20 protein-coding genes and 1 tRNA gene are annotated in these 24,439 nt (G+C 64.0%); 3 read left to right on the top strand and 18 right to left on the bottom strand.

What is annotated here, in order from left to right:
- Positions 1-30 precede the first annotated feature (30 nt).
- Positions 31-492: an EVE domain-containing protein gene (locus tag LPW29_RS12100; protein WP_238628221.1), complete on the top strand. Its 462-nt coding sequence runs from the start codon at positions 31-33 to the stop codon at positions 490-492.
- A 12-nt stretch (positions 493-504) separates the two neighbouring features.
- Here LPW29_RS12100 and LPW29_RS12095 read toward each other — a convergent pair whose 3' ends face one another.
- Positions 505-786, bottom strand: coding sequence for a BrnA antitoxin family protein (locus tag LPW29_RS12095; RefSeq protein ID WP_238628220.1), 282 nt, complete (start codon positions 784-786; stop codon positions 505-507).
- A gap of 10 nt (positions 787-796) precedes the next feature.
- Complete coding sequence (locus LPW29_RS12090; RefSeq protein WP_238628219.1) at positions 797-1,087, bottom strand: BrnT family toxin; 291 nt, start codon at positions 1,085-1,087, stop codon at positions 797-799.
- A gap of 85 nt (positions 1,088-1,172) precedes the next feature.
- On the opposite strand from LPW29_RS12090, the gene LPW29_RS12085 reads away from it, so the two are divergent.
- Positions 1,173-1,496 carry a hypothetical protein gene (locus LPW29_RS12085; protein WP_238628218.1) on the top strand — a complete coding sequence of 108 codons (324 nt, stop codon included), beginning with the start codon at positions 1,173-1,175 and terminating at the stop codon, positions 1,494-1,496.
- A 121-nt stretch (positions 1,497-1,617) separates the two neighbouring features.
- Here the strand turns inward: LPW29_RS12085 and ilvA are convergent, their stop codons facing one another.
- Positions 1,618-3,132, bottom strand: a complete 1,515-nt coding sequence (ilvA, locus tag LPW29_RS12080; protein WP_238628217.1) for a threonine ammonia-lyase, biosynthetic — start codon at positions 3,130-3,132, stop codon at positions 1,618-1,620.
- A 579-nt stretch (positions 3,133-3,711) separates the two neighbouring features.
- On the opposite strand from ilvA, the gene rpiA reads away from it, so the two are divergent.
- Positions 3,712-4,371, top strand: a complete 660-nt coding sequence (rpiA, locus tag LPW29_RS12075; RefSeq protein WP_238628216.1) for a ribose-5-phosphate isomerase RpiA — start codon at positions 3,712-3,714, stop codon at positions 4,369-4,371.
- Positions 4,372-4,582: 211 nt separating this feature from the next.
- On the opposite strand, the gene LPW29_RS12070 is transcribed toward rpiA, so the two are convergent.
- The 15 genes from LPW29_RS12070 to coq7 form a co-directional block, all read right to left on the bottom strand.
- The gene (locus tag LPW29_RS12070; protein ID WP_238628215.1) at positions 4,583-8,428 is read right to left on the bottom strand and encodes a DUF3683 domain-containing protein; all 3,846 of its coding nucleotides are present in this window, start codon (positions 8,426-8,428) and stop codon (positions 4,583-4,585) included.
- Positions 8,429-8,960: 532 nt separating this feature from the next.
- On the bottom strand, positions 8,961-10,076 hold the full coding sequence (locus LPW29_RS12065) for a porin (protein WP_238628214.1): 1,116 nt from the start codon (positions 10,074-10,076) through the stop codon (positions 8,961-8,963).
- Positions 10,077-10,301: 225 nt separating this feature from the next.
- Entirely contained in the window at positions 10,302-11,423 is a 1,122-nt protein-coding gene (locus LPW29_RS12060) for a porin (protein WP_238628213.1), read from the bottom strand.
- Positions 11,424-11,625: 202 nt separating this feature from the next.
- The gene (locus tag LPW29_RS12055) at positions 11,626-13,701 is read right to left on the bottom strand and encodes a YjbH domain-containing protein (RefSeq protein WP_238628212.1); all 2,076 of its coding nucleotides are present in this window, start codon (positions 13,699-13,701) and stop codon (positions 11,626-11,628) included.
- 5 nt (positions 13,702-13,706) lie between these two features.
- On the bottom strand, positions 13,707-14,453 hold the full coding sequence (locus LPW29_RS12050) for a capsule biosynthesis GfcC family protein (protein WP_238628211.1): 747 nt from the start codon (positions 14,451-14,453) through the stop codon (positions 13,707-13,709).
- A 58-nt stretch (positions 14,454-14,511) separates the two neighbouring features.
- Complete coding sequence (locus LPW29_RS12045; RefSeq protein WP_238628210.1) at positions 14,512-15,108, bottom strand: YjbF family lipoprotein; 597 nt, start codon at positions 15,106-15,108, stop codon at positions 14,512-14,514.
- Positions 15,109-15,270: 162 nt separating this feature from the next.
- Entirely contained in the window at positions 15,271-15,531 is a 261-nt protein-coding gene (locus LPW29_RS12040; RefSeq protein ID WP_090253047.1) for a hypothetical protein, read from the bottom strand.
- Between the two features lie 162 nt (positions 15,532-15,693).
- Positions 15,694-16,680, bottom strand: a complete 987-nt coding sequence (locus LPW29_RS12035; protein WP_238628209.1) for a Wzz/FepE/Etk N-terminal domain-containing protein — start codon at positions 16,678-16,680, stop codon at positions 15,694-15,696.
- 24 nt (positions 16,681-16,704) lie between these two features.
- The gene (locus LPW29_RS12030) at positions 16,705-19,242 is read right to left on the bottom strand and encodes an SLBB domain-containing protein (protein WP_238628208.1); all 2,538 of its coding nucleotides are present in this window, start codon (positions 19,240-19,242) and stop codon (positions 16,705-16,707) included.
- Positions 19,243-19,257: 15 nt separating this feature from the next.
- Positions 19,258-20,598, bottom strand: coding sequence for a capsule assembly Wzi family protein (locus LPW29_RS12025; protein WP_238628207.1), 1,341 nt, complete (start codon positions 20,596-20,598; stop codon positions 19,258-19,260).
- 289 nt (positions 20,599-20,887) lie between these two features.
- Positions 20,888-22,288, bottom strand: a complete 1,401-nt coding sequence (locus LPW29_RS12020; RefSeq protein WP_238628206.1) for a sigma-54 interaction domain-containing protein — start codon at positions 22,286-22,288, stop codon at positions 20,888-20,890.
- Between the two features lie 263 nt (positions 22,289-22,551).
- A tRNA-Gln gene (locus LPW29_RS12015) sits at positions 22,552-22,625 on the bottom strand.
- 72 nt (positions 22,626-22,697) lie between these two features.
- Positions 22,698-23,090: a 30S ribosomal protein S9 gene (gene rpsI, locus LPW29_RS12010; RefSeq protein WP_090253038.1), complete on the bottom strand. Its 393-nt coding sequence runs from the start codon at positions 23,088-23,090 to the stop codon at positions 22,698-22,700.
- 61 nt (positions 23,091-23,151) lie between these two features.
- Entirely contained in the window at positions 23,152-23,580 is a 429-nt protein-coding gene (gene rplM, locus LPW29_RS12005; protein WP_090253036.1) for a 50S ribosomal protein L13, read from the bottom strand.
- A 74-nt stretch (positions 23,581-23,654) separates the two neighbouring features.
- A complete protein-coding gene (gene coq7 / locus LPW29_RS12000) occupies positions 23,655-24,296 on the bottom strand; it encodes a 2-polyprenyl-3-methyl-6-methoxy-1,4-benzoquinone monooxygenase (RefSeq protein ID WP_238628205.1) in 642 nt (213 codons plus the stop codon).
- Positions 24,297-24,439: the final 143 nt, after the last annotated feature.

Below are 24,439 nucleotides of genomic sequence, written 5' to 3'. Positions count from 1 at the left end.
TCACCCCTACTACCAACCTGGAGCCACGCCATGGCCTACTGGCTGATGAAATCCGAACCCGATGTCTTCGGCATTGACGATCTGGAACGTGTGCGGGTGGAACCCTGGGAGGGCGTGCGCAATTACCAGGCGCGCAACATGATGCGCGACGAGATGCAGGAGGGGGATCTGGCCTTCTTCTACCACTCCAACTGCAAGGTGCCCGGCGTGGTGGGGATCATGCGCATCGCCCGGTCCGGCTATCCGGATGAGGCCGCCTGGGACCCGGAGCACAAGTACTACGACCCCAAAAGCCCGGCAGACAATCCCCGCTGGTACCGGGTAGACGTGGCTTTCGAGCAAAAATTCGAGCGGGTGATCCCCCTGGCAGACCTGAAGCAGGCCCCCGAGCTGGCCGACATGCCCCTGGTACGCCGGGGCAACCGCCTGTCCATCATGCCGGTGTCCGAGGCGGAGTGGGATTTCATCCTGTCGATGTTGGAGGAGACTTAGAAGCTTTGTGTATCAGGGACGGTTTTTACCTTGGCCGTGCTCCTGAATGTACTGCTTGAGTGCCTGGTCTATACGACTTTGCCAGCCGTGACCTTCGGCCCTGAAATGCTCCACCACCTCTGGTGACAAACGAATGGAGGTTTTCACTTTTGCGGGTCTGCGCTGACTGCCCCGCTGGCCAATGGAGCGCTGCAGGGCTTCCGGTAAAGCCTCTCTCAAAGGGCGCATCCGGCTCACGTCATCATCCGTCAACTCCCGCACCTCACCGTCCTCATCCGTCAATGGCGTTTTCATAGCGCCTCACCTACCGCGGGTTGGCTTTTCTCAGGCTGATCACGCGAATGCCGCCCTCAACGGGCGTAAAGCACATCACATGCACACGTGTCCCGATCTTGCCGAGACCGATGAAACGCGTTTCGGGGTAGTCGAAGCGCTGGTCTTCACAGAAGACCGCGTTTTCCCAATCGAAATGTTTCACGGCCGTGAACGGCAAACCACGCTCCCTTGCGTTCCGCTCGCTCTTGCGTGGGTCGAAGTCGATCCTCATGAGCTTATTGTATGGACAAGCTTCCAACCGGACCAGTTCAAGCGGCAATTGACCGGCAAATCCCGTGGTTGAATCGTCCCGCGCCCCGTGCCATGTTGAGGGTCAGACAGCATCACACCGGAGCGCCTTGACCATGACCCTGAGCGAACTGCTGACCCACCTGGATGCACATTCTGGCCTGGGGCTGCTGGATGGCTCGCCCCAGGAGACCCTGGACAAGGCCCTGGATGGTGAACACCGGGGGCCCATCGCCGGGGAGATCGTCAAGGCCCTGGGCGGGGCCGGTGAACGGGATGGGCAGACCCCCATCGACCGGGCCCAGGCGGTGAAGGCACTGGGCCCGCTGCGTCTCAAGTACATGGGAGACGACGCCCCGGTGGAGGGCTTCCGGATGGTGGAGAAGACCATCACGGGGATCGATGAGGCCTTCAATGAGGAGGCCTTGAAGGAGAAGTGATCAGAGCCCCTCTCCCCCTCCGGGGAGAGGGGTTGGGGTGAGGGGCAAACCCAGGCACCCTGCCCACCGCCACCCCTCATCCCCAGCCCTTCTCCCCAAGGGGGGAGAAGGGTGTCCTTCCTCACCCCAGGAACAACCGGTACACCGGATTCTCCGTCTCCTCCCAGTGCATGTACCCCAGCTCCTTCAGGAAACGCCGGAAGCGGGGCTTGTCCCGTGGGGGGACCTGGATGCCCACCAGCACCCGCCCGTAGGCGGCGCCATGGTTGCGGTAATGGAACAGACTGATGTTCCAGTCCTGCCCCATCCGGGATAAGAACCGCATCAACGCCCCCGGCCGCTCCGGGAACTCGAAACGGTAGACGATCTCGTCCCCCACATGACTGGCATGCCCGCCCACCATGTGGCGCAGATGCACCTTGGCCACCTCGTTGCCGCTGAGATCCTCGATGGGATAGCCCTTGGCCCGGAGATCCTCCAGCAAGGCCCAGCCCTCGGGCTCGCCGCCGCTGAGTTGCACCCCCACGAAGATGCAGGCCTCGTCCTGGTCCGCATAGCGGTAGTTGAACTCGGTGATGCCCCGCTTGCCGATGGCCTCGCAAAAGGCCCGGAAACTCCCCGGGCGTTCCGGGATGATGGCGGCAAACAGGGCCTCACGGTGCTCACCCAGTTCCGCCCGCTCCGTCACATGCCGCAGGCGGTCGAAATTGATATTGGCGCCACTGAGCACCGCCGCGTAACGGCCATCACGCACGCCCTCGCGCTCGATATATTTCTTCAGCCCGGCCACCGATAGGGCGCCGGCAGGCTCAGCCATCACCCGGGTGTCGTCGAAGACATCCTTGGTGGCGGCGCAGATCTCGTCGGTGGTCACCAGGATCACCTCGTCCATGTATTCCCGGCAGATCCGGTAGTTCTCCTTGCCGGCCTGTCGCACCGCCACCCCGTCGGCGAAGATGCCCACCTGGTCCAGAGTGATGCGCCGCTTCTTTTCCAGGGCATGATGCATGGAAGGGGCATCTTCCGGCTCCACACCGATCACCTTGATGTCCGGGCGCAGGGCCTTGATGTACACCGCCATCCCCGCCGCCAGGCCGCCACCGCCCACGGGGATGAACACGGCATCCAGGGGGTCGGGGTGCTGGCGCAGCAGCTCCAGGGCCACCGTGCCCTGGCCCGCGATCACGTCCGGGTCGTCGAAGGGGTGGATGAAGGCATACCCATGCTTTTCCATCAGCTCCTGGGTGAGTTGGTAGGCATCATCGTAGGAATCCCCATGCAGGATGGCCTCGCCGCCCAGCGCCCGCACCGCCTCCACCTTGATGGAAGGCGTGGTCTGGGGCATCACGATCACCGCCTTGATGCCCAGGCGTTTCGCCGACAGCGCCACCCCCTGGGCATGGTTGCCGGCCGAGGCGCAGATCACCCCCTTCTCGCGCACCTCCCTGGGGAGATTGACCATCTTGTGATACGCGCCGCGCAGCTTGAAGGAGAAGACCGGTTGCAGGTCTTCGCGCTTGAGCAGAATCTGGTTACCCAGGCGGCGTGTGAGGGTGGGCATGGGGTCCAGCGGCGTTTCGCGCGCCACATCGTAAACCCGGGCTGTGAGGATCTTCTGAAGGTAGGGGTAGGACATCCCATGAAGATACAGTGGCGGGTTCAAGGGCCGCAAGACGAAAGGGGTCGAACAGGGGCATGGTGGCATCCTCGGCCCCAGCCGGGCGCTTCGCGAAGCGCCCCTACAAGGAATCGGGGGTATGGGATACGCCGGCCGGGCGCTTCGCGGGAAGGCTTTCTGCGACGCACGCGGGTGACTCAGGAATCCGTACGGGTCGTTCGCGAACGACCCGCGCGGTGTGTCCGACTGCCAAGATCTGTCGGATGGGTACGATGACATCCTCGGCGCCGGCCGGGCGCTTCGCGAAGCGCCCCTACGAGGAACCAGGGGCATGGGATTCGCCGTTCGGGCGCCTCGCAGGGAAGGCTTTCTGCGACGCACGCAGGTGACTCAGGAATCCGTACGGGTCGTTCGCGAACGACCCGCGCGGTGTGTCCGACTGCCAAGATTTGTCGGATGGGTACGATGACATCCTCGGCCCCAGCCGGGCGCTTCGCGAAGCGCCCCTACGGGATAGCTCCCGCACGCCGGATACTGGCCTATGTTCCCCTCACCTGAGTAGAATGCCCGCATAAAACCAGAGGAGAGGATGGAATCATGAGCAACGCCGACCAACTCAAGAAGGCCGCCGCCGAAGCGGCCATGCAGTATGTGGAAGACGACATGATCGTGGGCGTGGGCACCGGGTCCACCGCCAACCACTTCATCGACCTGCTGGCCGGCATGAAGGCCCGCATCGAGGGCACCGTGGCCTCCTCCGAGGTCAGTGCCGATCGGCTGCGCAAGCATGGCATCCCGGTGATGGACCTGAACAGCGCCGGACAGCTGCCCCTGTACGTGGACGGCGCCGACGAGGCCACCGAGCACCTGCACCTGATCAAGGGCGGCGGTGGCGCCCTCACCCGGGAGAAGATTGCGGCCGCGGCCAGCGAGACCTTCGTCTGCATCGCCGACGAATCCAAGCTGGTGGGCACCCTGGGGGCCTTCCCCCTGCCCGTGGAGGTGATCCCCATGGCCCGCAGCTACGTGGCCCGGGAGATCCTGAAGATGGGCGGACAGCCGGAACTGCGCCAGGGATTCACCACCGACAATGGCAACCTCATCCTGGACATCCACAACCTGCAGATCGCCAACCCGGTGGAACTGGAGGGCCAGTTGAACCAGATCGCCGGCGTGGTCACCGTGGGGATCTTCGCGCGGCGGCCGGCGGATGTGTTGATCCTGAGCGGGAAGGATGGGGTGCGGACGCTGAGGTAAGGCCGGGGCATGGGGAAGGCTTCCTGCGACCCACGCAGGTGACTCAGGAATCCGTACGGGTCGTTCGCGAACGACCCGCGCGGTGTATCCGACTACCAAGATTTGTCGGATGGGCACGATGACATCCTCGGCCCCGGCCCGACCCAGAAGCACACCGGGATGGGGCGGCAGGATTGCGCGAGTGGTTCGCCACCACCCGCTTCCCTGGGGATTAAAGCAGCACCTTCTCGATGCCCCCACTGCGCGCCATCTGGATGAACTCCTGCTGCCACTGTTGCCCCAGCAGGGTGTTGGCCATCTCCACCACGATGTAATCCGTCTCCGTCCCCGTATCCTCACGATAACGGGACAGACCCTGCTGACAGGCAGGACAGGCGGTGAGCATCTTCACGTTGCCGCCCACGGCCACCGGGTCACCGCTGAGCTGGGTGACGCCCTTGTGGATCTCCTCCGCCTTGCGGAAGCGCACCTGGGTGGCCACGTCCGGGCGGCTCACCGCGAAGGTGCCCGCCTCGCCGCAGCAACGGTCCGACAGGGTCACGGGCTGGCCCAGCAGCTTGCCGGCCACCTCGGTGGGCACATAGGTCTTCATGGGGCTGTGACAGGGGTCGTGATACAGGTACTGCACCCCGTCAACGCCCTCCAGTTTCACGCCCTTCTCCATCAGGTACTCATGGATGTCCAGCAGGCGGCAGCCGGGGAAGATGCGCTCGAACTCGTATTTGAGCAACTGATCCATGCAGGTGCCGCAGGAGACCACCACCGTCTTGATGTCCAGGTAGTTCAGGGTGTTGGCCACCCGGTGGAACAGCACCCGGTTCTCGGTGGTGATGGCACGCCCTCGGGCCGTGTCGCCATTGGCCTCCTGGGGATAGCCGCAGCACAGGTACCCCGGGGGCAGCACGGTCTGGGCACCGGTGCGGTAGAGCATGGCCAGGGTGGCCAGGCCCACCTGACTGAACAGGCGCTCGGAGCCGCAGCCGGGGAAATAGAACACCGCCTCGCCGTTCTCCTCCACCTGGGTGGGATCGCGGACGATGGCCACCTGACTCGGGTCTTCCAGCCCCAGCATGGCGCGGGTGGTCTGCTTGGGCAGGCCGGTGGGCAGGGGGTGCCTCACCATGTGGATGACCTGCTCCTGCACGGGCGCCGGACCGGTGGTGGCCGACGGACGTTTGTCCCTATTGAGCAGCCCGAGGCGACGGAACACCTGGTACCCCAGGTGCTGACCGGCAAAGCCCCATTGAGCCAGGGCCTTGCGCATGACCTTCACGGTGGACGGGTCCTTGATGTTCAGGAAGGCCATGGACACCCGCGCCGCCAGGCTGGTCTTGCGCTGGCCGCGATCCTTGAGGATGGCGCGCATCCGGGACGTGACCTGGCCAAAGTCGATGTCCACCGGGCACGGCGTGAGGCACTTGTGGCAGACGGTGCAGTGATCGGCCACATCGTTGAGCTCATCGAAATGCCGGAAGGACAGGCCGCGACGGGTCTGTTCCTCGTACAGGAAGGCCTCGATGATCAACCCCGTGGCCAGGATCTTGTTACGCGGCGAATACAGCAGATTGGCCCGGGGCACATGGGTGTTGCACACGGGCTTGCACTTGCCGCAGCGCAGGCAGTCCTTGATATCGTCGTTCAGGTCGCCCAGCTCGCTCTGCTCCAGGATCAGGGCCTCCTCCTGCACCAGTCGCAGCGACGGCGTGTAGGCGGTGGTCAGGCCGGAACCGGCGCGCAGCTTGCCCCGGTTGAAGCGGTCGTCCGGGTCCACCCGGCGCTTGTACTCGGCGAAGGCCTCCACATCCTCAGGCTCCAGGTACTGCATCTTGGTGAGGCCGATGCCGTGCTCGCCGGAGATGACGCCGCCCAGTTTACGGGCCAGGTCCATCACCTGATCCACGATGCGCTCGGCCTCGTGCATCATGGCGTAGTCATTGGAGTTGACCGGGATATTCGTGTGCACGTTGCCATCGCCGGCGTGCATGTGCAGGGCCACGAACAGGCGACTGGTGAGCACCCGGTCGTGGATCTGCTGGATGTTCTGGCGCACCGGATCCAGATCGCGGCCATCGAAGATCTCGTACAGCGGATCCTCGATCTCGCGCCGATAGGAGATCACCAGGCTGCGCCGCAGGATGAGCTGGATCAGCCGGTCGCCCGGGCGCAGATCCCCCCGGGCCTTGTCATCCAGCAGGGCATCGTGTTCGCGGGCGTCGGATTCCAGATTGTCACGGATGGCGCGCCAGCGATCACGCACGGCGGTCACCTGATCCTCGGCGGCCCGGCGGCGCTTCTCGAACCAGTGGCGGGCCTCGTCGTTGTCCAGCCCCAGCTTGTCCACCAGGGCCTTGTGGCCCTTGGCCAGGCAGGCCAGGATCTCATCGGCCATGCGCAGCTTGTTGGCCATGGACTGCTGGATGTTGATGCGCTCGATGCCCTCGCTGTACTCACCCAGGCCGTCCAGGGGAATGACCACGTCCTCGTTGATCTTGAAGGCATTGGTGTGGGCGGCGATGGCCGCGGTGCGGGAGCGGTCGGCCCAGAAGCGCAGACGGGCCTCGGGGCTGATGGCGATGAAGCCATCCCCATTACGGGCATTGGCCAGGCGCACCATGCGCGAGGCGGCCTCCGCCACGGCCTTTTCATCCTCGGAGGCCAGGTCGGCCACCAGCAGCATCTTGGGGCGTTCGCGGCGGGCGCCCTTGGGGGTGTAGCGCACGGCGCGCACATAGCGCTCGTCCAGGTGCTCAAGGCCCGCCAGCTGCACCTTGGGGTCGGCCTCCAGGGCATCCTTGATCTCGACGATGGCGGGCACCGCTTCGTGCAGGTCGGTGCCATAGAACTCCAGGCACACGGTGCGCATGTGGGAAGCCATCTGATGCACCACGAACACCGCCGAGGTGATCAGCCCATCGCAGCCTTCCTTCTGCACTCCGGGCAGGTTCTGCAGGCGCTTATCGGTGACATCCTTGCCCAACCCTTCCTTGCGGCAGGCCTGGCCGGGGAAGGACAGGACCTCGGGTTCACCCTCCAGGGTGCGTCCATCGGCCTGGTAGCGACTGATGCGGAAGGTCACCTCTGCCTGATCGTGGATCTTGCCCAGGTTGTGACTGATGCGTTCCACCTCCACCCAGCGGGCGTCGGGGGTGACCATGCGCCAGGAGACCAGGTTGTCCAGGGCCGTCCCCCAGAGCACGGCCTTCTTGCCGCCGGCGTTCATGGCGATATTGCCGCCGATGGTGGAGGCATCCTGGGAGGTGGGGTCCACAGCGAACACATGGCCGCCGCGGGACGCGGATTCCGCCACCCGGCGGGTGACCACACCGGCCTCGGCACGCACCGTGGCCACGGGCTCATCCAGCCCGGGCAGGCGCTTGAATTCCACCTCACCCACGGCATCCAGCTTTTCGGTGTTGATCACCGCCGCATCGTCGGTGAGGGGCACGGCGCCGCCGGTATAGCCGGTGCCGCCCCCACGGGGGATCACGGTCAGCCCCAGCTCCAGGCAGGCCGCCACAAGCGCGGCCATCTCCTCCTCGGAGTCGGGATTCACCACCACAAAGGGCAGCTCCACACGCCAGTCGGTGGCATCGGTCACATGGGATACCCGGGCCAGGCCGTCGAACTGGATGTTGTCCTTGCGGGTGTGCTTCATCAAACGCCGGCGCACCCGGGCGCGCAGTTCGCGCTGCGCCGGGAACCAGGCCTCGAACCGGCGCACGGCTTGACGGGCCTCTTCGGCCAGGGCAAGGGCGCGCTCGTTGCCCTGGGCCCGGGCGATGATCTGATCCACCCGATGATCCATGGCACCCACCAGGTTGGCCAGGCGCTTGCGGTCGGCCATCAGGTCGTCCTGGATATAGGGGTTGCGGGTGACCACCCACATGTCCCCCAGGACTTCAAACAGCATGCGGGCGGAGACGCCGGTGCGCCTTTCACCGCGCAATTCATTGAGCACATCCCACATGGGCTGCCCGAGAAAACGAAGGACGATCTCGCGATCGGAATAGGATGTGTAGTTGTAGGGAATCTCGCGAATGCGGGTGGTTGAGGTCATGGATGCGGGGAGGGGATTGCGGAGAGAACTGAGCAGAGTAGCAGGGAGGAGCCGGGGGTGACAAGCAGAGGCCAGCGCCGGCCAGGGCCATCTCGGCAACCCCAATCCACGTACGGGTCGTTCGCGAACGACCCCCGGGGGGGTGGATCATGTGGGTGGCCTGACGGGTGGGGTTGGGTGGCATCGTTGGCGGTGGCCGGGCGCTTCGCGAAGCGCCCCTACGGGGAATGGGGGGATAGGGGGGGGGATTGCTACAACCCCAAGCCAAGTACGGGTCGTTCGCGAACGACCCTGGCGGGGTGGCTCACGTCGATGGCCTGCCGGATGGGCAGGGTGGCATCGTTGGCGGCGGCCGGGCGCTTCTCGAAGCGCCCCTACGGGGAATGGGGGGGATGGGGGATTAGTTAGGGGAGAGAACCACGGGGACAGCAAAAAAAGAGCGCGACAGGGGGGAACCCTGCCACGCTCTGAGTGCTTCTTGCATCCCGCCGGCAAGCGGCGGGTATGCGGGTCGGCTAGTAGGACCGACTTCTTAGAAGTTGTGGGTCACGCCGACCTGGAAGCCGGAGACGTCTTCACCAGCCACGTCAACGCCCACGCCCTTGCCCTTGCCGGAACCCACGAAGCCGTAGTCAGCGGCGTCATCGTTACTGACCGTGGCGTAAGTGGCATACATACCGGTGCGGCGGCTGAAGTCATAGCCGGCACCCAGGGCGAACATCTGCGCGGCAGAGTCGTCAACATCACTGTCACCGGCAGCAGTGTAGGAACCCATCAGGTAGGCCTGGCCCAACTGGTATTTGGCACCCAAGTGGAAGGCATCCCGATCACCGAAGGTGCTCGTGCCGGAGTCGATGTTTTCGTACATGGCGGCCAGGGTGAGATCCTGGATCTTGTAAGTGCCGCCCACCTTCCAGGCCTCGGCGTCTTCAATGGTCCCACCATTGGCTGGATCAAACGAAGCCCGATTCAGGCGCTCGTAGGCCACTGCCACATACATCGGGCCTTCGCTAAACGTTGCAGCCACGGAGCCAGCACTCTGATCGTTGGCATCGACGTCACTCTGAGCGATGCCGTCAAAGGTACGGTTCGTGGCTGAGGGGCGGTCATCACCACGGTCCGTGGTGTAGGAGGCCATCACCTTCATGCCATTGAAGTCGGGGCTCATGAATACCACGGTATTGTCCAGACGACGATAGAATGTGGGATCAATCGGCCCTGCGGTCCCGCCCATACGGCTGGTCACATGGTTGATGTCACCCAGGGTGTCGGCGAAGAAGTTCAGGGGCAGCGTGGCCATCTTGTAGGGGGTGTCGTGCTTACCCAGGCGCAGCTCACCGAAATCACCGGCCAGACCCAGGAAGGTGTTGCGAGCGGTCAGGTCAGAATTGCCGAAGGTCTGGTTGTCGCTGTACAGGCCAGCCTCAATCTGGAAGACACCGCGCAGTCCGGCAAAGCCCAGGTCCTCGGACCCCCGCACGCCCAGGCGGGAGGAGTTGGAGGCCAGCTGGCCGGAGGAGTCTTCACCATTGTCCACGGCGTCCAGGGACACGTTCATACGGCCGTAGAGGGTAGTGGCGTCCGCGAGGGCGGCGGCGGGCAGGGCCACGGCGCCGGCCACGGCTAATGCAAAAACGGATCTTTTCATATCAATCTCCTTGATTGTGAGGCAGTCGGAAAGGTGATGAATGCGTGATTCAGTGACAGTATCGAGCCTGACCACCTGAGGCTAGCCTATCCCCCAGAGTCATGCCATCCCCCGACTTGCCACCCAACAAAAAGAGCGCCAGACACACTGGCCTCGGCGCTCTCAGGTTAGATGGGCTGCCACACAGGGTGACAGTCCATCCAGCAGTGCTTTGTGACCGACTTCTTAGAAGTTGTGGGTCACGCCGACCTGGAAGCCGGAGACGTCTTCGGTAGCGTTGTTCGAAATTGCGGGGGCGACAGGCTTGCCCTTGCCACCACCGAAGCCATAACCGGCATTGTCATCATTGCTCACCTGGGCGTAGGTGGCATACATGCCGGTGCGCTTGGTGAAGTCGTAGCCAGCGCCCAGGGCCCACATATCGGCCGCAGTGTTGTCCTCATCGTTGTCATCGGCACTGGTGAAGGATCCCATCACATAGGCCTGACCCAACTGGTACTTGGCGCCCAGATGGAAGAGGTCGCGATCACCCAAGCCTTCGACATCGGAATCGATATTCTCGAACATCGCTGCCAGGGTCAGATCCTGGATCTGGTAGGTGCCACCGACTTTCCAGGCGGTTCCGTCAGCGTAGTTGGGATCGTTCTCGTCGAAATTCTGGTCCAACCACTCGTTGCGCTGCTCAAAGGCGACGGTAACAAACATCGGGCCTTGCTCAAAGGTAGCAGCCAGAGACATGCTATCCTGATCGTTTGCGCGCTCACCAGGGCGATCGCTGATACGATCAGTGGTGTAATGACCCATGAACTGCAGGCCATCAAAGTTGGGGCTCATGTAAACGATCGTATTGTCTTCACGGCTGTAGAAGTTTGCACCGAAAGTTGTGCCATCTACACCAGTAATACTAGGATCGTTTTGAACATTGAACTGCCCGGCAAGGGCGTGCATATCACCCAGCGTATCGGCAAAGAAGTTCAGGCGCAGGGTAGCCATCTTGTAGGCGGTGTCATGCTTGCCCAGGCGCAGTTCACCGAAGTCACCGGCCAGACCCAGGAAGGTGTTGCGGCCAGTCAGGTCGCTGCCGTTAAACGTTCTGGACTGATCATTGCCCCCATTCAGGCGTGCCTCAATCTGATAAACACCCTTCAGACCGGCGAAACCCAGATCTTCCGAACCACGCACACCCAGGCGGGAGGAGTTGGAGGCCAGCTGACCGGAGGATTCCTGGCCATCATCCACGGCGTCCAGGGACACGTTCATGCGGCCATACAGGGCGGTGTCGGCGGCAGCAACGGCGGGCACGACCACGGCGGCGGCGACTGCGAATGCAAGTACGGTTTTTTTCATAGTAATGAATCCTCTGCAGGGAGTTCTTATGTGTTTGTCTGAACTTGTCAGTCACACACAACACTGCAGGAGCCGTGCCAACCGCTAAGTGACTGATTTGCGTGTTGCAAATTCACCACTACACGACAGAAAACTGACAAAGACATGACGTTGTCATGTCTTTTTGGGCGTGTGGTAAGAATGTAACACCTCGCAGGTGGGCCTAACGGCGCTCCTGCGTCACGTCGAAGAGGGTCTCCTGACGCTGCAGCATGGCACCGCCATCCCGGGTGAGGGGTCGCCAGGCAATATCGGCGCGGTCCCGGCTGGAGCGGGTGAAGAAGCTGTCGAAGGGGAAGGACAGGTAGATCCCCTTGTCGAAACTGCCCTCGCCGAAGTCATCCCGGGCCTCCGTCTCGGTGGCCCAGGCCCCCATGCGCACCCCTGAGGCAAACTCCCGGGACAGGTCCACGGTCACGCCCCAATCCTCCGCCAGGTAGCGTCCGGCACTCACCCGGGCATGGATGTCCTGAAGGCCCGTGTCCCAGTAGGTGGTGAGATGCCCGGTCCAGGCCTCGTAATCCCGCAGTTGGAAGTCTCGTGCAAAACCACGCTGGCGCACCCGGTTCACATCCAGGCCCACGGCCAGGGGGCTGCCCAGGGGGCGATATAGGATTTCGCCCCCCACCCCGGCATACATGCTCTCCAGCAGACCGCCGTAGCCCATCACGTACCAGTCCTGCCCCAGGCGACCGGTCTGGTTGAGTTGCAGCACACCGATGGCGGTGCGGCTTTCCGAGAGATAATCACCGATGTAGGTTCGCACCCGGGGCAGGTCGGACTCGGCAATGTACTCGTACTTATCCAGGTTATCGGCCAGGGTCAGGCCCAGCGCACCGGTCACCCAGGTGGAAGGGCGGAACTGGTACTCCATATCCAGGCTGAGAAAGACCTGATAGAGATAGCCATCCGGGCCACCGAAGTTCTGCTCGATGCCGGGGCGCAGGGCACTGGAGAACCCGCCGCGCCCACTGCGGTGCAGGCGCTCGCCGGATACGGCCGGCGGCGGGTCAACGACCTGGCGGTCCTCAAGATACGGCGCCTCTTCGTACACGGAGCGGGCGGCTGCCACGAACAGGGCGCGATCGTGACGGGTTTCCCGCACCGCCACGCCCCGCTCCTGCCAGCGGTAGGTGAAGGTATCAATCCCTGCCGGGAGATGATGATGCAGCAGGCGGTTGGCCCGCGCCTCACTCTCGCGCAGATCCCTGAAACGCTGGGGCCGGGCCGTGACGATGATCTCGTCCCCATCACGATGGATGTCCTGCACCACGAGCCCCGCATTGTCGTTCAGGGCACCCACCAGGGGCTGCCACTGTGCAGGGATCTCGGCGGCAGGCTGTCCCACGTCGGCCGGGGGCGGATCCTCCTTCACCTGAGTGAGTTCGGCCAGGTTGGCCCCCAGGGAGAGCCCCACCATGCCGGTGTTGCCCCGCTGCCAGCCCACCGTGAGCGCCATATGATCATTCAGGCGCCAGCGGGCGCCCAGGTTGAAGCGGGAATCCTGATCCTGCTGATTCTCCTGGGGTTCGCTCTGGTAATCGTTGCCCTCGTATTCCACCATGAGTTGCAGGGGCTCAAGGGGTGTCTGGTACTCCACGCCCCCGAACACGGCGGCCGGGCCACGAAACATGGCCGACAAGGCAGGCTCGCCACCATCGCTGCCGCCCGCGCGCCCCGGGCGGTCCTCGTAGCGCTCACCGAACACCCGGGCGGGGCTGCCCAGGTCGTCCTGCCCCCCCAGGTACCCCCAGCCCACCCCCAGGGAAAAGTCGAAGTCGTTCCAGCGCTTGCTGGCCACCAGGTATTCGGCGCCAAACAGGGTGGTGCCGCCCAGATCGCGGAACCCCACGGCCACCTGGGGTCGATAGCGATTCTCCTGCAGCAGACGCAGCTTGAGGTCGCCACTCTTGTCGATCAGATCCCGGTCCTCGGCCACGGTGCCGTAGGGGCGATTCTCCACCTGGGTATAGCTCAGCCCCAACTCCACCCAATCCAGGGGCTGCAGGAAGAGGTTGTAACGGCGGTAGGGTTCAGTGCGGCTGATGCTGAAATCCAGTCGGCCGACCTCCATCATGCGGGCGGTGGGTGTCTGCATCAGGCCCACGCCCCCAAAATCGCTCTGCCCCTCACCGGTGCCTGCCCGCACCTGATGCGGTACCACGGCCAGCGCGACCAGCGCGACCAGCAGCAGTGGGACGGGCGGACACGCGCCCATGCGCTTTGAATCATCGATCATGGTTTTCAGTCCCTGACCTGAATTGACAGAACCGTGCACTGATCACCGGGCAACCGCGTGCCCAGATAGGCGGGGAGATGCTCGTTGAGCCAGACCCCGTCGGGGTCCTCACCTGGCCACTCAAGGACGAGCCTGGCCCCGGGGGGCAGCGGGGCGTCCTCCCGGTTCCAGGCGGCCACGCCAAGGCGTCGGACCTGCCCCCGGGTATCCACCAGGGCGGCGTTGTCCACACGGCGCCGGGCTGCTGCCGGCAAGGCCCGGACAACGCTGCTCACGCTCATGCCCGGCTCCCAGGGCACACGTTCAACCCCCTCAAGTGTCCATAGCTCCACCCAGGTGGGTGGGGTGCAGTGACCATAGTGGCGGATGAGATTCAGGGACGGGTCATGGCGCGGGGCCGCCAGCAGGCCGGCGGGGTCGGCCCAACCATGGGAACGACCCGGCTGGTCGACCTGCACCTGCAGTTGACCCCGCCAGGCGGCGGGGGTGCCTTCGGGCACTCGCGGCCCCTGCCCCGTACCCACCCGCGCCTCCAGTCGCTGCAAGCGCTCAAGGAGTTCCCGTGCCTGATCCTGCTGGGCTGGCTCATCCCGATGAAGCTGGAAAAAGGCATAACCGGGATGCTCGGGTGCCTCACCGCTGGCGAGCCATTGCTGGCTCAGGGTCGGGGAAGCGGCAGCGGCAGGCCATGCGCCCAGGCCGGCAACCGCCGCGACCATCCAGATCAGAGGTGTACGTGCAAGGAGCGACATGGGGCAATCCTGGAGCAGGCGCTTGGGGGCATGCGTGCGGTCATGGGTTGGGGCGGTGTCAGGGGGCGTCCTTTGGGGGGGCATCAGCATTCGGGGTAGCCGACCACCAGGGACGTGCCACTTGCCAGTTCAGGGCGGGGCCACCCGGCCACTGACGGGTTTCACCGGCCCATACGCGCTGGCTGTCCGGTGAGAGATGAAAGACATTCACTTGCCTGCCGAATCCTTCCCAGCGGATGGTTTCCTCACAGCGCCGCAGTTCCAACGTGCGCAGGGGCAATTCCACGGATGCGGGGGCGGCGCATGCCCAGTGGGCCTCACCCACCGCCACATGCTCCTGGTCCTGGGGGTCGACCCAATGGGCTCGTACGCGATAGGTGTCTGCATCGCTCTGAGGCGTGGGCGGGCCATTCTCCAGCCGTTCCAGGCTGAGCAAGCGCCCCTCAAGTCCGGCCGTGGCAAACGGGCGGCCATCACGAAACTGGAAGGTGACCCGGTTGCTGGACTGCCAATAGGTGTATTCCGGGTCATCCCCCTGGATATAGGCCAGCACCACAAGGGCGGAACTGTGGCCGGCGGTGAGTTCCATGGAGGCATAGGGCAAGTCAGCGGCGCGCCCGGAGAAGTCGGGGGTGCTCCCAAGAAGGGAAGCCATCGTCTCGGCAACCGGATTGACCGCCGAGCCGGTGGCACATCCTCCCGTGATGCCCCCCACCAAAGCCATGAGGGGCAGCCAGGCCCACCCTGCCCCGGGCCCAGACACGCTCAAGGCCGCCCGGAGGCGGCCTTGAGCGGCGTTCATGTTGCCGTACTGCACTTACTCGGTACCGGTTCCCGTGGTGGTGCCCGAGGAGCTACCACTGCTGGAAGAGGCGGCGGCGACAACGCCCACCACGGCCACCCCCGTGACGATGGCGCCCGTGGTCACGGCGGTGGCGGCGCCTGCAGCACCGGCACCGGCGGCCGTACCGGTTCCAGCGGTCGCACCCGCTTCACCCCCGGTGGTCTGGGCAAAGGCCAGCGGGGATACCGCCAGCATGGCTGCACTCAGGGCGATTGCTGCGTACTTGCTGCTCATGTTTCTACCTCCTTGCCACTCGATAGTCGAGTGTTCTTGATGGGTCGTGGGTATCAACCCACGGGCGATGCGTTGAGGATGCACGCGTCAAACAATACCGCACGAGGGGGTTGCTCACAAGCACCATCCCCCACCCCGGCACGGAACCGGATCACGCTGATGTCAGGCGGAAGAAGATGTCTCCACGGGTGCGCTCCGTGCGCGCGCGGAACGCACCATCTGGCGCACAAACACGGCAAAGACGCCGATCATCCCGCCCAGCACCACGGCAAGCACCGCAATCAGTTTGCGATTGGGCGCACTGGGCATATCCGGCATCATGGGCGGGTCGATGGTGCGAAACACATACTCGCCACGCACGTTGGCCAGCATCATGGTCTGCATTTCCTCTTCGATGAGCTGATAGAACACTTGCCGCATGCCGGCTGCGGAGGTTTCGTCAATCTTGGCCTCCAGATAGGCGATGGTCTGCTCGGCCTCGGTCACGGCCTTATCACGCATGTAATCATTGATGTCCCGCACCAGCCAGGCCACCCAGTCCCGCGTCAACTCGGGCACCTGATGGGTGATGGAGATGCGTAGCAGGCCATCATCGGTGCTCGAGACATTGAGCATGTTGTTCAGTTTGCGATACGCCTCCCATGGCGTGGGCGCCACAGGCTCTTCTTCCCCCAGCCATTGCCCGGTTTCCGGGTTGTAGCGGGACCGATCGATGGTCCAGGTGCCGTCTTCCCGGTTGTATTCCTCCACGGCAAACAGCGGCACCAGCAGGTCGTGGCGCCGGATGAAGTCGATGAGAAAGGCTCGGGATTTGAGGGTTTCCATGGCGATCTTGGCCTCCTGCCCTCCTCCACCGCCCATGCGGACTCCGGCCAACGAGGCCAGCCCCCCCAGACGGCCACTGATATCGGCGCCCCCCTCCTCCTGGGAGGGGGCCAGCAGCGCTTCTGACTGATACTGGTGGGGCTGCATCAGGGCATAGGCCACTCCACCGGCACCAAACAGGAAGACAGAAAGGATGATCCACCACTTGCCTTCCCAGATGACCCCGATGAGTTCCAGCAGATCAATCTCATCGTCACCATGGACCGCCGATTGCCCCCCCGCACGGGGAGGCGTTGAAACCGGCTGTGCGGATTGTTCATTCATGTTCATACCCCGGGATTCAGCGGATCAGAAACTGTTGATGGCGGCAGCGCCGAGAGCGAGCTGATAGAACACCTGGCTCACACCGCTCCACAACTGCAACTGATCGACCCGGTCCACCTTCAGGGGCACGACGATAGTATCGCCCGGCTGCAACCTGCGACTGGCGCCCTCGTACCAGGCGGAACGCCGCGGCAACCAGACCGAGCCATTGGCCTGGACCACGTAGACCCGCGAGTCATCGGCCTCGCCAGTGGTGCCACCACTGCGTTCCAGATAATCATCCACGGTCAAACCAGTCTCGTGCAGGTGACTGGTGGCAAACTGCACCTCGCCGAACACGCTCACCGACTGGGGTTGAGGCGGCACGCGCAATTCATCCCCGTCCTGCAGGACGATCCTCTGGGCTGATCTTCCCTCAAGGATGGCGGGCAGGTCGATGACCATGCGCCCCAGGGGTTCGGCCCGTTCAACGGCAGCCAACAACGACTCCAGTTGCCCCACCACCTGGGCGTTTTCCCCGGCGGCCTCCTGGTCCAGCGTGAGGCCGATCAGGTCCCGACGCAGGCGTTGCTGCGCATCATCAAGACGCTCCCGTTCCATTTCGCGCAGTTGTTCCCGGGAAAAGATGGCACCTGACGGATAGGCCACGTCCCGCAGACCCCCGGCTCGTTCCAGCAACTCACCCAGGGTTTCGCCACGCCGGACGGTGTACTCGCCCGGGAACCGCACTTCACCATCCAGGGTCACCGTGATGCGCTGGCCATATTCGGGCACATGCTTGATCAAAAGCCGATCCCGGCCTTGCAGGTCGGGGCCTTGCCCACTCCCCCGCAGCGCCTCTTCCAGCGATACCGGAATGATGCGCGTGTGGGCCTCCCCCGATTCGGTGCGCTGGAATCGGGCAATCTCGGCCTTGAGGATGTGAGCCGAGTCCAGGAGTCCGCCAGCGGCGGTGATCAGGTCCTTGAGGGTACCGTCGGCCGGCAGGGGATAATCACCGGGGAATCGCACGGCGCCGCCCACGGTGATGACGCGAAGCGGATCGCCGGGTCGTGACTGACGCTCAAGCCGCTCGATGACATCCTCAAGCATGACGGGCCTGGCAGTCATATTCTCCAGGCGCTGCTCTTCCTGGTGATGGGCGGAGAAGATCAGCACGCGATCCAGATCCTCAAGGCGTGGATCCCGGTCACTGCCGGGGCGGTGGATGGCGTCGCCGGGACTGAACTGATACACCTCGATGCGGCGACGAGGATCGATTTCACGCACGATCAATCCGTAGTCCAGGTCGGCATCCGGATCCAGGTCGTGGCTGAGTGAGCCGATCAGGTCGCTGACCCTGAGCCCTGGCTCCCAGCGATAGGATCCCGGCCGCACCACGGCACCCTTGATGGAGACAAACCCTTCCACCAGGTCATTGATGGAACCCACCCGCACCAGATCGCCATTATTGACCGCTGTGCGGGCGCCATTGGACGTTGCCATGTTCACGTCAATCACGTTGCGCTGGCGCCTTTCGGTAACTCTCATCACCTGGGTAAAACGTGGACTGGCATCGGGGGTAAATCCTCCGGCCAGCCTGACCAGGCTCTCCAGACTCTGTCGCCCGTCGAGTTCGTACACCGCAGGTCGGCGCACCTCTCCACGGATGCCGGCCGTGGGGCCCACGGGCGGCACGAAGATCACGTCACCGGGCTGCAGGCGCAGGTCGCCACTGGTGTCACCGCGCAGCAGAAGATCGTAGAGGTCCAGATCCCCGATCACCTCACCACGTCGCTTGAGCTGGATGTTGCGCAAGGAACCGGTGTGTTGCACACCGCCCGAAACCATCAGCGCATTGGTGATGGTGGAGAGGGAACTGACGGTGTAGGCACCGGGGTTGCGCGCCTCACCCAGCACGAATACCTGGATGCTGCGCAATTCGCCCAGTCCCACGTGGGATTGAGCGCCGATAAAGGTTTCCTGGATGATGGACTGCAATTGCGACCTGACGTTGTCGAAACTCTGCCCAGCCACCGGGACAGGGCCCACATTGGGCATGTCGATGCTGCCGTCCCGGCTCACCGGTAATTCCATCTGCCGGTTTTCATTGCCCCACATCTGAATTCGAAGGACGTCACCGGGGCCCAGGGTGTACTCCGAAGGGACGGGGATCTGGGTCGCTGGCGCGAAGGTGGTGGGCCGGCCGGCAAAGAGGTCATACCCGAAGGGCTTGAGGCCATCGTAAAGCCTCTCGGCTTGTTCACCGAGGCCGTCAGGGTCCTGGATCGGCTGCACGAGGTCCTGCGCGTCGGCGGTTTGTGACCGCCCGGTGTCTTGCCTGTCGGCGGTTTGCGACCGCTCCACCCTGGAGCCATTGGACGAATAATCGTCGAGATCCACCCCGTGCTCACGGGCCAGGGCCTCCTGCTGTGACCGGGGCAGACTCCGGAACTGCTCAACCTGCTGCTGGGACACTCCGGGCGGGAGGCCCTGAGCAAGCACCTGATTGGACAGGACAGCCGCCGGGGCGATGATGACCAGCACCAGCAGCCAGTAGGTGATTTTTCGTGTGTAGCCCATCTGTCTCTCTATCCATTAAAAGCGATAACGCCACCGCCCGGCCCATTGCCAGCGGTCTTCGTCCTGGTCCAGGGTGCTGAATGCGTGATCCCGCCATTCGCCCCGCAGTTCGAGCCAGCCCCCGAGTGCCGTACGCTGATAACCGATGCTGGCCGCCCAGAACTGCGTCTCCGCATCCGCCACGGCGTAAGGGATTGGCGCATCGATCAATCGTGAGTCCAGCCGTCCACCCCGATTCAGTTCGGCGCGGGTCAATGATCCGCTCAGGTGATGACCATTGCGGAAGAAATGGTGTAGCCCGAGTGTCACGGCCAGGGCATCACCATCAAAACTTGTGGCCAGATCGCGGCCATTGTAGCGGTATCCGCTGGCGTAGGTGTCGTGTTCATCCCTTGCCGTTTCCACGGCCTCCAGGAACCATTGCTGGTCTGCTCCCCACCAGGGCGTGGTCCAATCCAGACCCAGAAGATGGCTGTGGCGGGAAGAAAATCCGTGGCCATCATCCACCACGCTGGTCTGGGCGTAAACACCTGCCGTGCGGCCACCCAGGGCGAAGCCGTAGCGCATATCCAGCGCCAGGAGGTCCCGTGCGGCGTCATCGTCCTCTTGATCCCGAAACCAGGCATCCCCCAGGCCGGACAGCCCGCCCGATTGGCCGTCCCCACCCCACAATACGGTTCGGCTCGCGCCGATTTCCAGCCCCTGAATCGGCATCATGGTGAGCCGCATGCCACTTAACTGAGTCCCGGACACCTCGCGGTCATCATCCAGCTCCCCCGTGAAGCCCGTCAGCTGCCAGGGTCCCATCCAGGAGAGCCCAGGCCATTGGGAGGGTTCGGTCGTTTGGCGCTGGAACCATGCACCCATCACGGGACGGGCATTGGTGGAGAGTACCAGGCTCGATTGCCAGCCGGGCCCCCACCAGCGATCGATGGAGCCGCCCCCCAGCACCCAGCCGCCAATGCGTCCCGCCAGGTAGCTCCCATCGAAGCGTAGTTCAAAACCTTCCACAGGATCATCGGCATAGGTCAGATCCAGGGCCGCAGCGAAGCGATCTCCTTGCCAGTGCCTGTCCACGCCCAGTTCTGCCTGCTCACGCGGGAGCGCGGCAAAACCGCGTAGCAACGGCGCCTGGGTAGCCCCCCCCAATACGGCTTCGGATGACCATGCACGACGGGTGGCGCGATTGAGTTCAAACTGGACATAGGAGCGCTGGTGAAATACATCGACCTCTGCTCCCGTCCGTCCGGGTGTCAGCCGCACGGCCTGTGCCACATCGGACCAGGGAACAGGCCAGGTGCTCGTCAATAGGGGGGAATGGCCGGCGTCCGACATCCTTTGCAGGCTGTGTCGCATCCGCACATCACCGGGATCAATCCATGGGGATGCCTGGGCTGGCGATGAGGCCGCCACTCCGGCGAGCATGATGACGAGGAACCCGCGGAGGCCACATGGAAGCGGTGAAGACGCCTTGAGCGATTTCACATCAAAAGCCAATGGTATGGGTTCCAGTCGACAAGAAAGTCACTTTGAGGCAGGTCCATGACATGACGGCCCGACTCGCCGGGGGTGATACTCGATGGGCCGTGACATTACCCCATCCAATGGATCGCGGCAAACCCGCCAGGCCCTCGGACGCGAGCATTCAAGGGCCCGAACTCAGACGCTGCAGGTGACGATACAAGGTGCGTTCACTCACCCCCAGGCGCTGAGCGGCCTCGGAACGATGGCCATCGCTGGCCTCCAGGGCGGCACGAATGCGTTCGCGGGTGAGACCATTGCGGGTGCGGCGAGGTGGCGGGAAAGGCAAGGCATCCGCGCCAGAGGGAACATCGAACGCGTCCTGGGTCGATGGCACAGCGGGGCCTTGACGGGACTGAAAGGCAATGTGTTCGGGGAGCACCGGCCCGGATCCGGCCAGTATTGCCGCGCGACTGATGATGTTCTTAAGTTCGCGGACATTGCCGGGAAACTGATAATCGGTGAGCAGTTCCGCCACGGAGCGGGCCAGAGGCAGCTGGTGGGCGCCACCCGCCTCTTCCAGGAAGTGTTCGGCCAGGGCGATGATATCCTCACGGCGCTCCCGCAACGGCGGGATGTCCACGGGAAAGGCGGCCAGACGGTAGTAGAGGTCTTCGCGGAACTCGCCCCGAGCCACCATGGCCCCAAGATCCCGGTGGGTGGCGGCCACCACGCGGGCGTCCACGTCGATATAGTCGGTTCCCCCCACGCGGCGGATGCGGGATGCCTCCAGGGCCCGCAGCAGCTTGCTCTGCATGGCCAGGGGCATCTCCCCCACCTCGTCGATGAAGAGCGTCCCCCCCTGGGCCGCCTCGAACAGGCCGATCTTGCGCCGGTCGGCGCCGGTGAATGCCCCCTTTTCATAGCCGAACAGTTCGGCCTCGATCAGTTGTTCGCCCAGGGCCGAGCAGTCCACCACCACCAGGGGGCCGTCGGCCCGCTCCGAGCAGCGGTGCAGGTGCTCTGCCACCCGCTCCTTGCCGACCCCACTCTCCCCCAGCAGGAGCACGGTGGCACTGGTGGGGGCCACACGCTCCACCACGTGCATGAGTCTGGCCATGGCCTGGGAGCGACCCACAACCCGTGCTGGCATCTTCTCCTTGTGTGCCTGCGTTCCGTTTTCTGCCTGGAGTTGCAGGCCCACCAGGCCCTCGGCATCGCCTGCCACGCGGCTCATCCGGATCTTCAATGGGCGGGACCGTCCCTGATGGTTGCGGGCCTCCACCCTTTGCTCGGTGACCTGCCCAGCCCCGGACTGGAGCGTCAGCGGGCAGGCGTCGCCGCCGGGGCAGGGGCCAGGCCGGCCAAAGAGCAACTCCTGGCAGCCCTGCCCCATCAGCATGCCCCGGGTCTGGGAGAGCAGCCGGGCGGCGGCCTGGTTGGCCGCCACCACACGGTGGGCGCTATCCAGGATGAGAAAGGGTTCGGGAATGAGTTCGATCACCTGCTCCCCGTCCGGGTGAACCAGCGGCGGCGGTGACTGATGCAGTGAAAACATGCGACCCGAGGATGCGGGTGGTTTCACGGGTGGGGTCATGGGCGAAACGATAGCAATCCGGGGGCGGGGGGACAACTGGGAAACAGAAAGGAAAGAAAAGGGGACACCTTTTTGTGGGAGCCGGCCTGCCGGCGATGCGCTGCGACAGCAGCGCCTGGGCCAAGCTATGTGCCCACCGCTTTCGCGGGCGAGGCCCGCTCCCACCGTGATCCTTCCAGGTTCGAACCCTGGTGACACCTCAAACGGATATGCACAAGAAAGGCCCCACGAGGGGGCCTTTCTTGTGCATATGGCTGGGGGACCAGGATTCGAACCTGGGTTGACGGAGTCAGAGTCCGTAGTCCTACCGCTAGACGATCCCCCAAGGGATGGCTTTAACGCTACAGGATCGGCACTTGACAATTCAAGTGCCGATCCTGGGCAGCAACAGAAAAGCTTAGCGCTTGCTGTACTGCGTGGCGCGGCGGGCCTTGCGCAGGCCGACCTTCTTACGCTCAACCTCACGGGCGTCGCGGGTGAGGTAGCCGAACTCGCGCATCTTGCCGCGCAGGTTTTCGTCGTATTCCACCAAGGCGCGGGCAATGCCCAGGCGGATGGCGCCAGCCTGACCGTTGGCGCCGCCACCGGCGACCGTGGCCACCACGTCGAAGCGATTCAGGTTCTCGGTGACTTCCAGCGGCTGGCGAACCACCATGCGGGAGGTTTCGCGGCCGAAGAACTCTTCCAGCGGCTTCTTGTTGACGACGATGTCACCGTTGCCCGGGCGCAGGAAGACACGCGCAGAGGCCTCTTTGCGGCGTCCGGTTCCGTAGTTCTGGGTTGTTGCCATGGCTTGACCTGCTCTGTGTGCTGTCCGGCGCCGCAACGGGGCGGCGCACGGGTAATGTGATTCAGATATCCAGCGGCTGCGGCTGCTGGGCGGTGTGGCGATGTTCGCTGCCGCCGTAGACCTTCAGCTTCTTGAACATGGCCCGACCCAGAGGGTTCTTGGGCAGCATGCCCTTCACGGCGGTTTCAATCAGCCGCTCGGGGTGGGTGTCCCGGATCTGCTGGGCACTGGCGGATTTCATGTGACCGATGTAACCGGTATGCCGGTAGTACATCTTGTCGGAGTCCTTGTTGCCACTCAGGCGTACCTTGGAGGCATTGACGACCACGATGTAGTCACCGGTGTCCACGTGGGGGGTGTACTCGGGCTTGTGCTTGCCACGCAGGCGACGAGCCAATTCGGTGGCGAGCCGGCCCAGGGTCTTGCCGGAGGCGTCCACCACGTACCAATCGCGGTTGACTTCAGCGGGCTTGGCGCTAAAGGTCTTCATTGCCTGAACTCCAGGGTGGTCTTGAATTACGGAAAGCGCGGAAGTTTAGCTATATCCGCCCACTGTTTCAAGTCTCAAACCCAATACGCGGTCCGGGTCATGACCTTGGCCACCATAGGCATCATCAATCGCCGCACCGGCCAGGGCAGTTGTGCGCCCCCCAGGGACATGGCCAGTTCGCCATGATGGGCTTCGTCGATCTTCATCTGTTCCAGCACGGCGCGAGTGGGGGCATCCTCGGGAACAATGCGCCCCAGATGCTCATCCAGGTGGCGTACCACCTGCTGCTCCGTCTCGTTCACGAACCCCAGGCTCCACTTGTCCCCGGCCGCACCGGCCAGGGACCCCAGGGTAAACGAGCCGGCATACCATAGGGGGTTGAGCAGGCTGGTGTGCCCATCCAGGAACTCCAGGCGGCGGGAGCACCAGGCCAGGTGATCGTTCTCCTCCCGGGCGGAACGCTCCATGCGCTGGCGCACTTCCTCGCTGCGGGCAGTGAGTGCCTGGCCCTGGTACAGCCCTTGGGCTGCCACCTCGCCGGCGTGATTCACCCGCATCAGGCGGGCGGAGAGCGCCCGTGCGTTGTCATCCAGATCGGGCTCGGGGATCTGCTCGGCGGGATTGGGGCGTTCGGTGGCCCGGGGGCGACCAAACAGCGTACACAGGGCCTCGTCGCACGCAGACAGCAGGCGATCGGTGGGGGAGAGTCGGCGCATGGGTGCAAGTCTCGGGTGGATACCTGACAAGAGTACAGGGTGACACCGCCACCACTCAAGCCGGAACCCTAGTGGGAGCGGCCCTAGTGAAAAGCAGAAAAAGGGGACGGACCCCTTTTTTCAGAAAAAGGGGACGGACCCCT

The organism is Ectothiorhodospira sp. 9100 (genome assembly GCF_022227565.1).
In the GTDB taxonomy this organism is placed as follows: domain Bacteria; phylum Pseudomonadota; class Gammaproteobacteria; order Ectothiorhodospirales; family Ectothiorhodospiraceae; genus Ectothiorhodospira; species Ectothiorhodospira marina.
This window is presented reverse-complemented; position numbering and strand designations above follow the sequence as displayed.

Excerpts from the sequence above, each read along its gene's own strand:
- rpsI (WP_090253038.1), bottom strand. The coding sequence starts at position 23,090 with ATGGCAACAACCCAGAACTACGGAACCGGACGCCGCAAAGAGGCCTCT.
- LPW29_RS12055 (WP_238628212.1), bottom strand. The coding sequence starts at position 13,701 with ATGATCGATGATTCAAAGCGCATGGGCGCGTGTCCGCCCGTCCCACTG.
- LPW29_RS12030 (WP_238628208.1), bottom strand. The coding sequence starts at position 19,242 with ATGGGCTACACACGAAAAATCACCTACTGGCTGCTGGTGCTGGTCATC.
- rplM (WP_090253036.1), bottom strand. The coding sequence starts at position 23,580 with ATGAAGACCTTTAGCGCCAAGCCCGCTGAAGTCAACCGCGATTGGTAC.
- LPW29_RS12040 (WP_090253047.1), bottom strand. The coding sequence starts at position 15,531 with ATGAGCAGCAAGTACGCAGCAATCGCCCTGAGTGCAGCCATGCTGGCG.
- rpiA (WP_238628216.1), top strand. The coding sequence starts at position 3,712 with ATGAGCAACGCCGACCAACTCAAGAAGGCCGCCGCCGAAGCGGCCATG.
- LPW29_RS12085 (WP_238628218.1), top strand. The coding sequence starts at position 1,173 with ATGACCCTGAGCGAACTGCTGACCCACCTGGATGCACATTCTGGCCTG.
- LPW29_RS12065 (WP_238628214.1), bottom strand. The coding sequence starts at position 10,076 with ATGAAAAGATCCGTTTTTGCATTAGCCGTGGCCGGCGCCGTGGCCCTG.
- LPW29_RS12050 (WP_238628211.1), bottom strand. The coding sequence starts at position 14,453 with ATGTCGCTCCTTGCACGTACACCTCTGATCTGGATGGTCGCGGCGGTT.
- LPW29_RS12100 (WP_238628221.1), top strand. The coding sequence starts at position 31 with ATGGCCTACTGGCTGATGAAATCCGAACCCGATGTCTTCGGCATTGAC.
- coq7 (WP_238628205.1), bottom strand. The coding sequence starts at position 24,296 with ATGCGCCGACTCTCCCCCACCGATCGCCTGCTGTCTGCGTGCGACGAG.
- ilvA (WP_238628217.1), bottom strand. The coding sequence starts at position 3,132 with ATGTCCTACCCCTACCTTCAGAAGATCCTCACAGCCCGGGTTTACGAT.
- LPW29_RS12035 (WP_238628209.1), bottom strand. The coding sequence starts at position 16,680 with ATGAATGAACAATCCGCACAGCCGGTTTCAACGCCTCCCCGTGCGGGG.
- LPW29_RS12095 (WP_238628220.1), bottom strand. The coding sequence starts at position 786 with ATGAAAACGCCATTGACGGATGAGGACGGTGAGGTGCGGGAGTTGACG.
- LPW29_RS12045 (WP_238628210.1), bottom strand. The coding sequence starts at position 15,108 with ATGGCTTCCCTTCTTGGGAGCACCCCCGACTTCTCCGGGCGCGCCGCT.
- LPW29_RS12060 (WP_238628213.1), bottom strand. The coding sequence starts at position 11,423 with ATGAAAAAAACCGTACTTGCATTCGCAGTCGCCGCCGCCGTGGTCGTG.
- LPW29_RS12070 (WP_238628215.1), bottom strand. The coding sequence starts at position 8,428 with ATGACCTCAACCACCCGCATTCGCGAGATTCCCTACAACTACACATCC.
- LPW29_RS12025 (WP_238628207.1), bottom strand. The coding sequence starts at position 20,598 with ATGCGACACAGCCTGCAAAGGATGTCGGACGCCGGCCATTCCCCCCTA.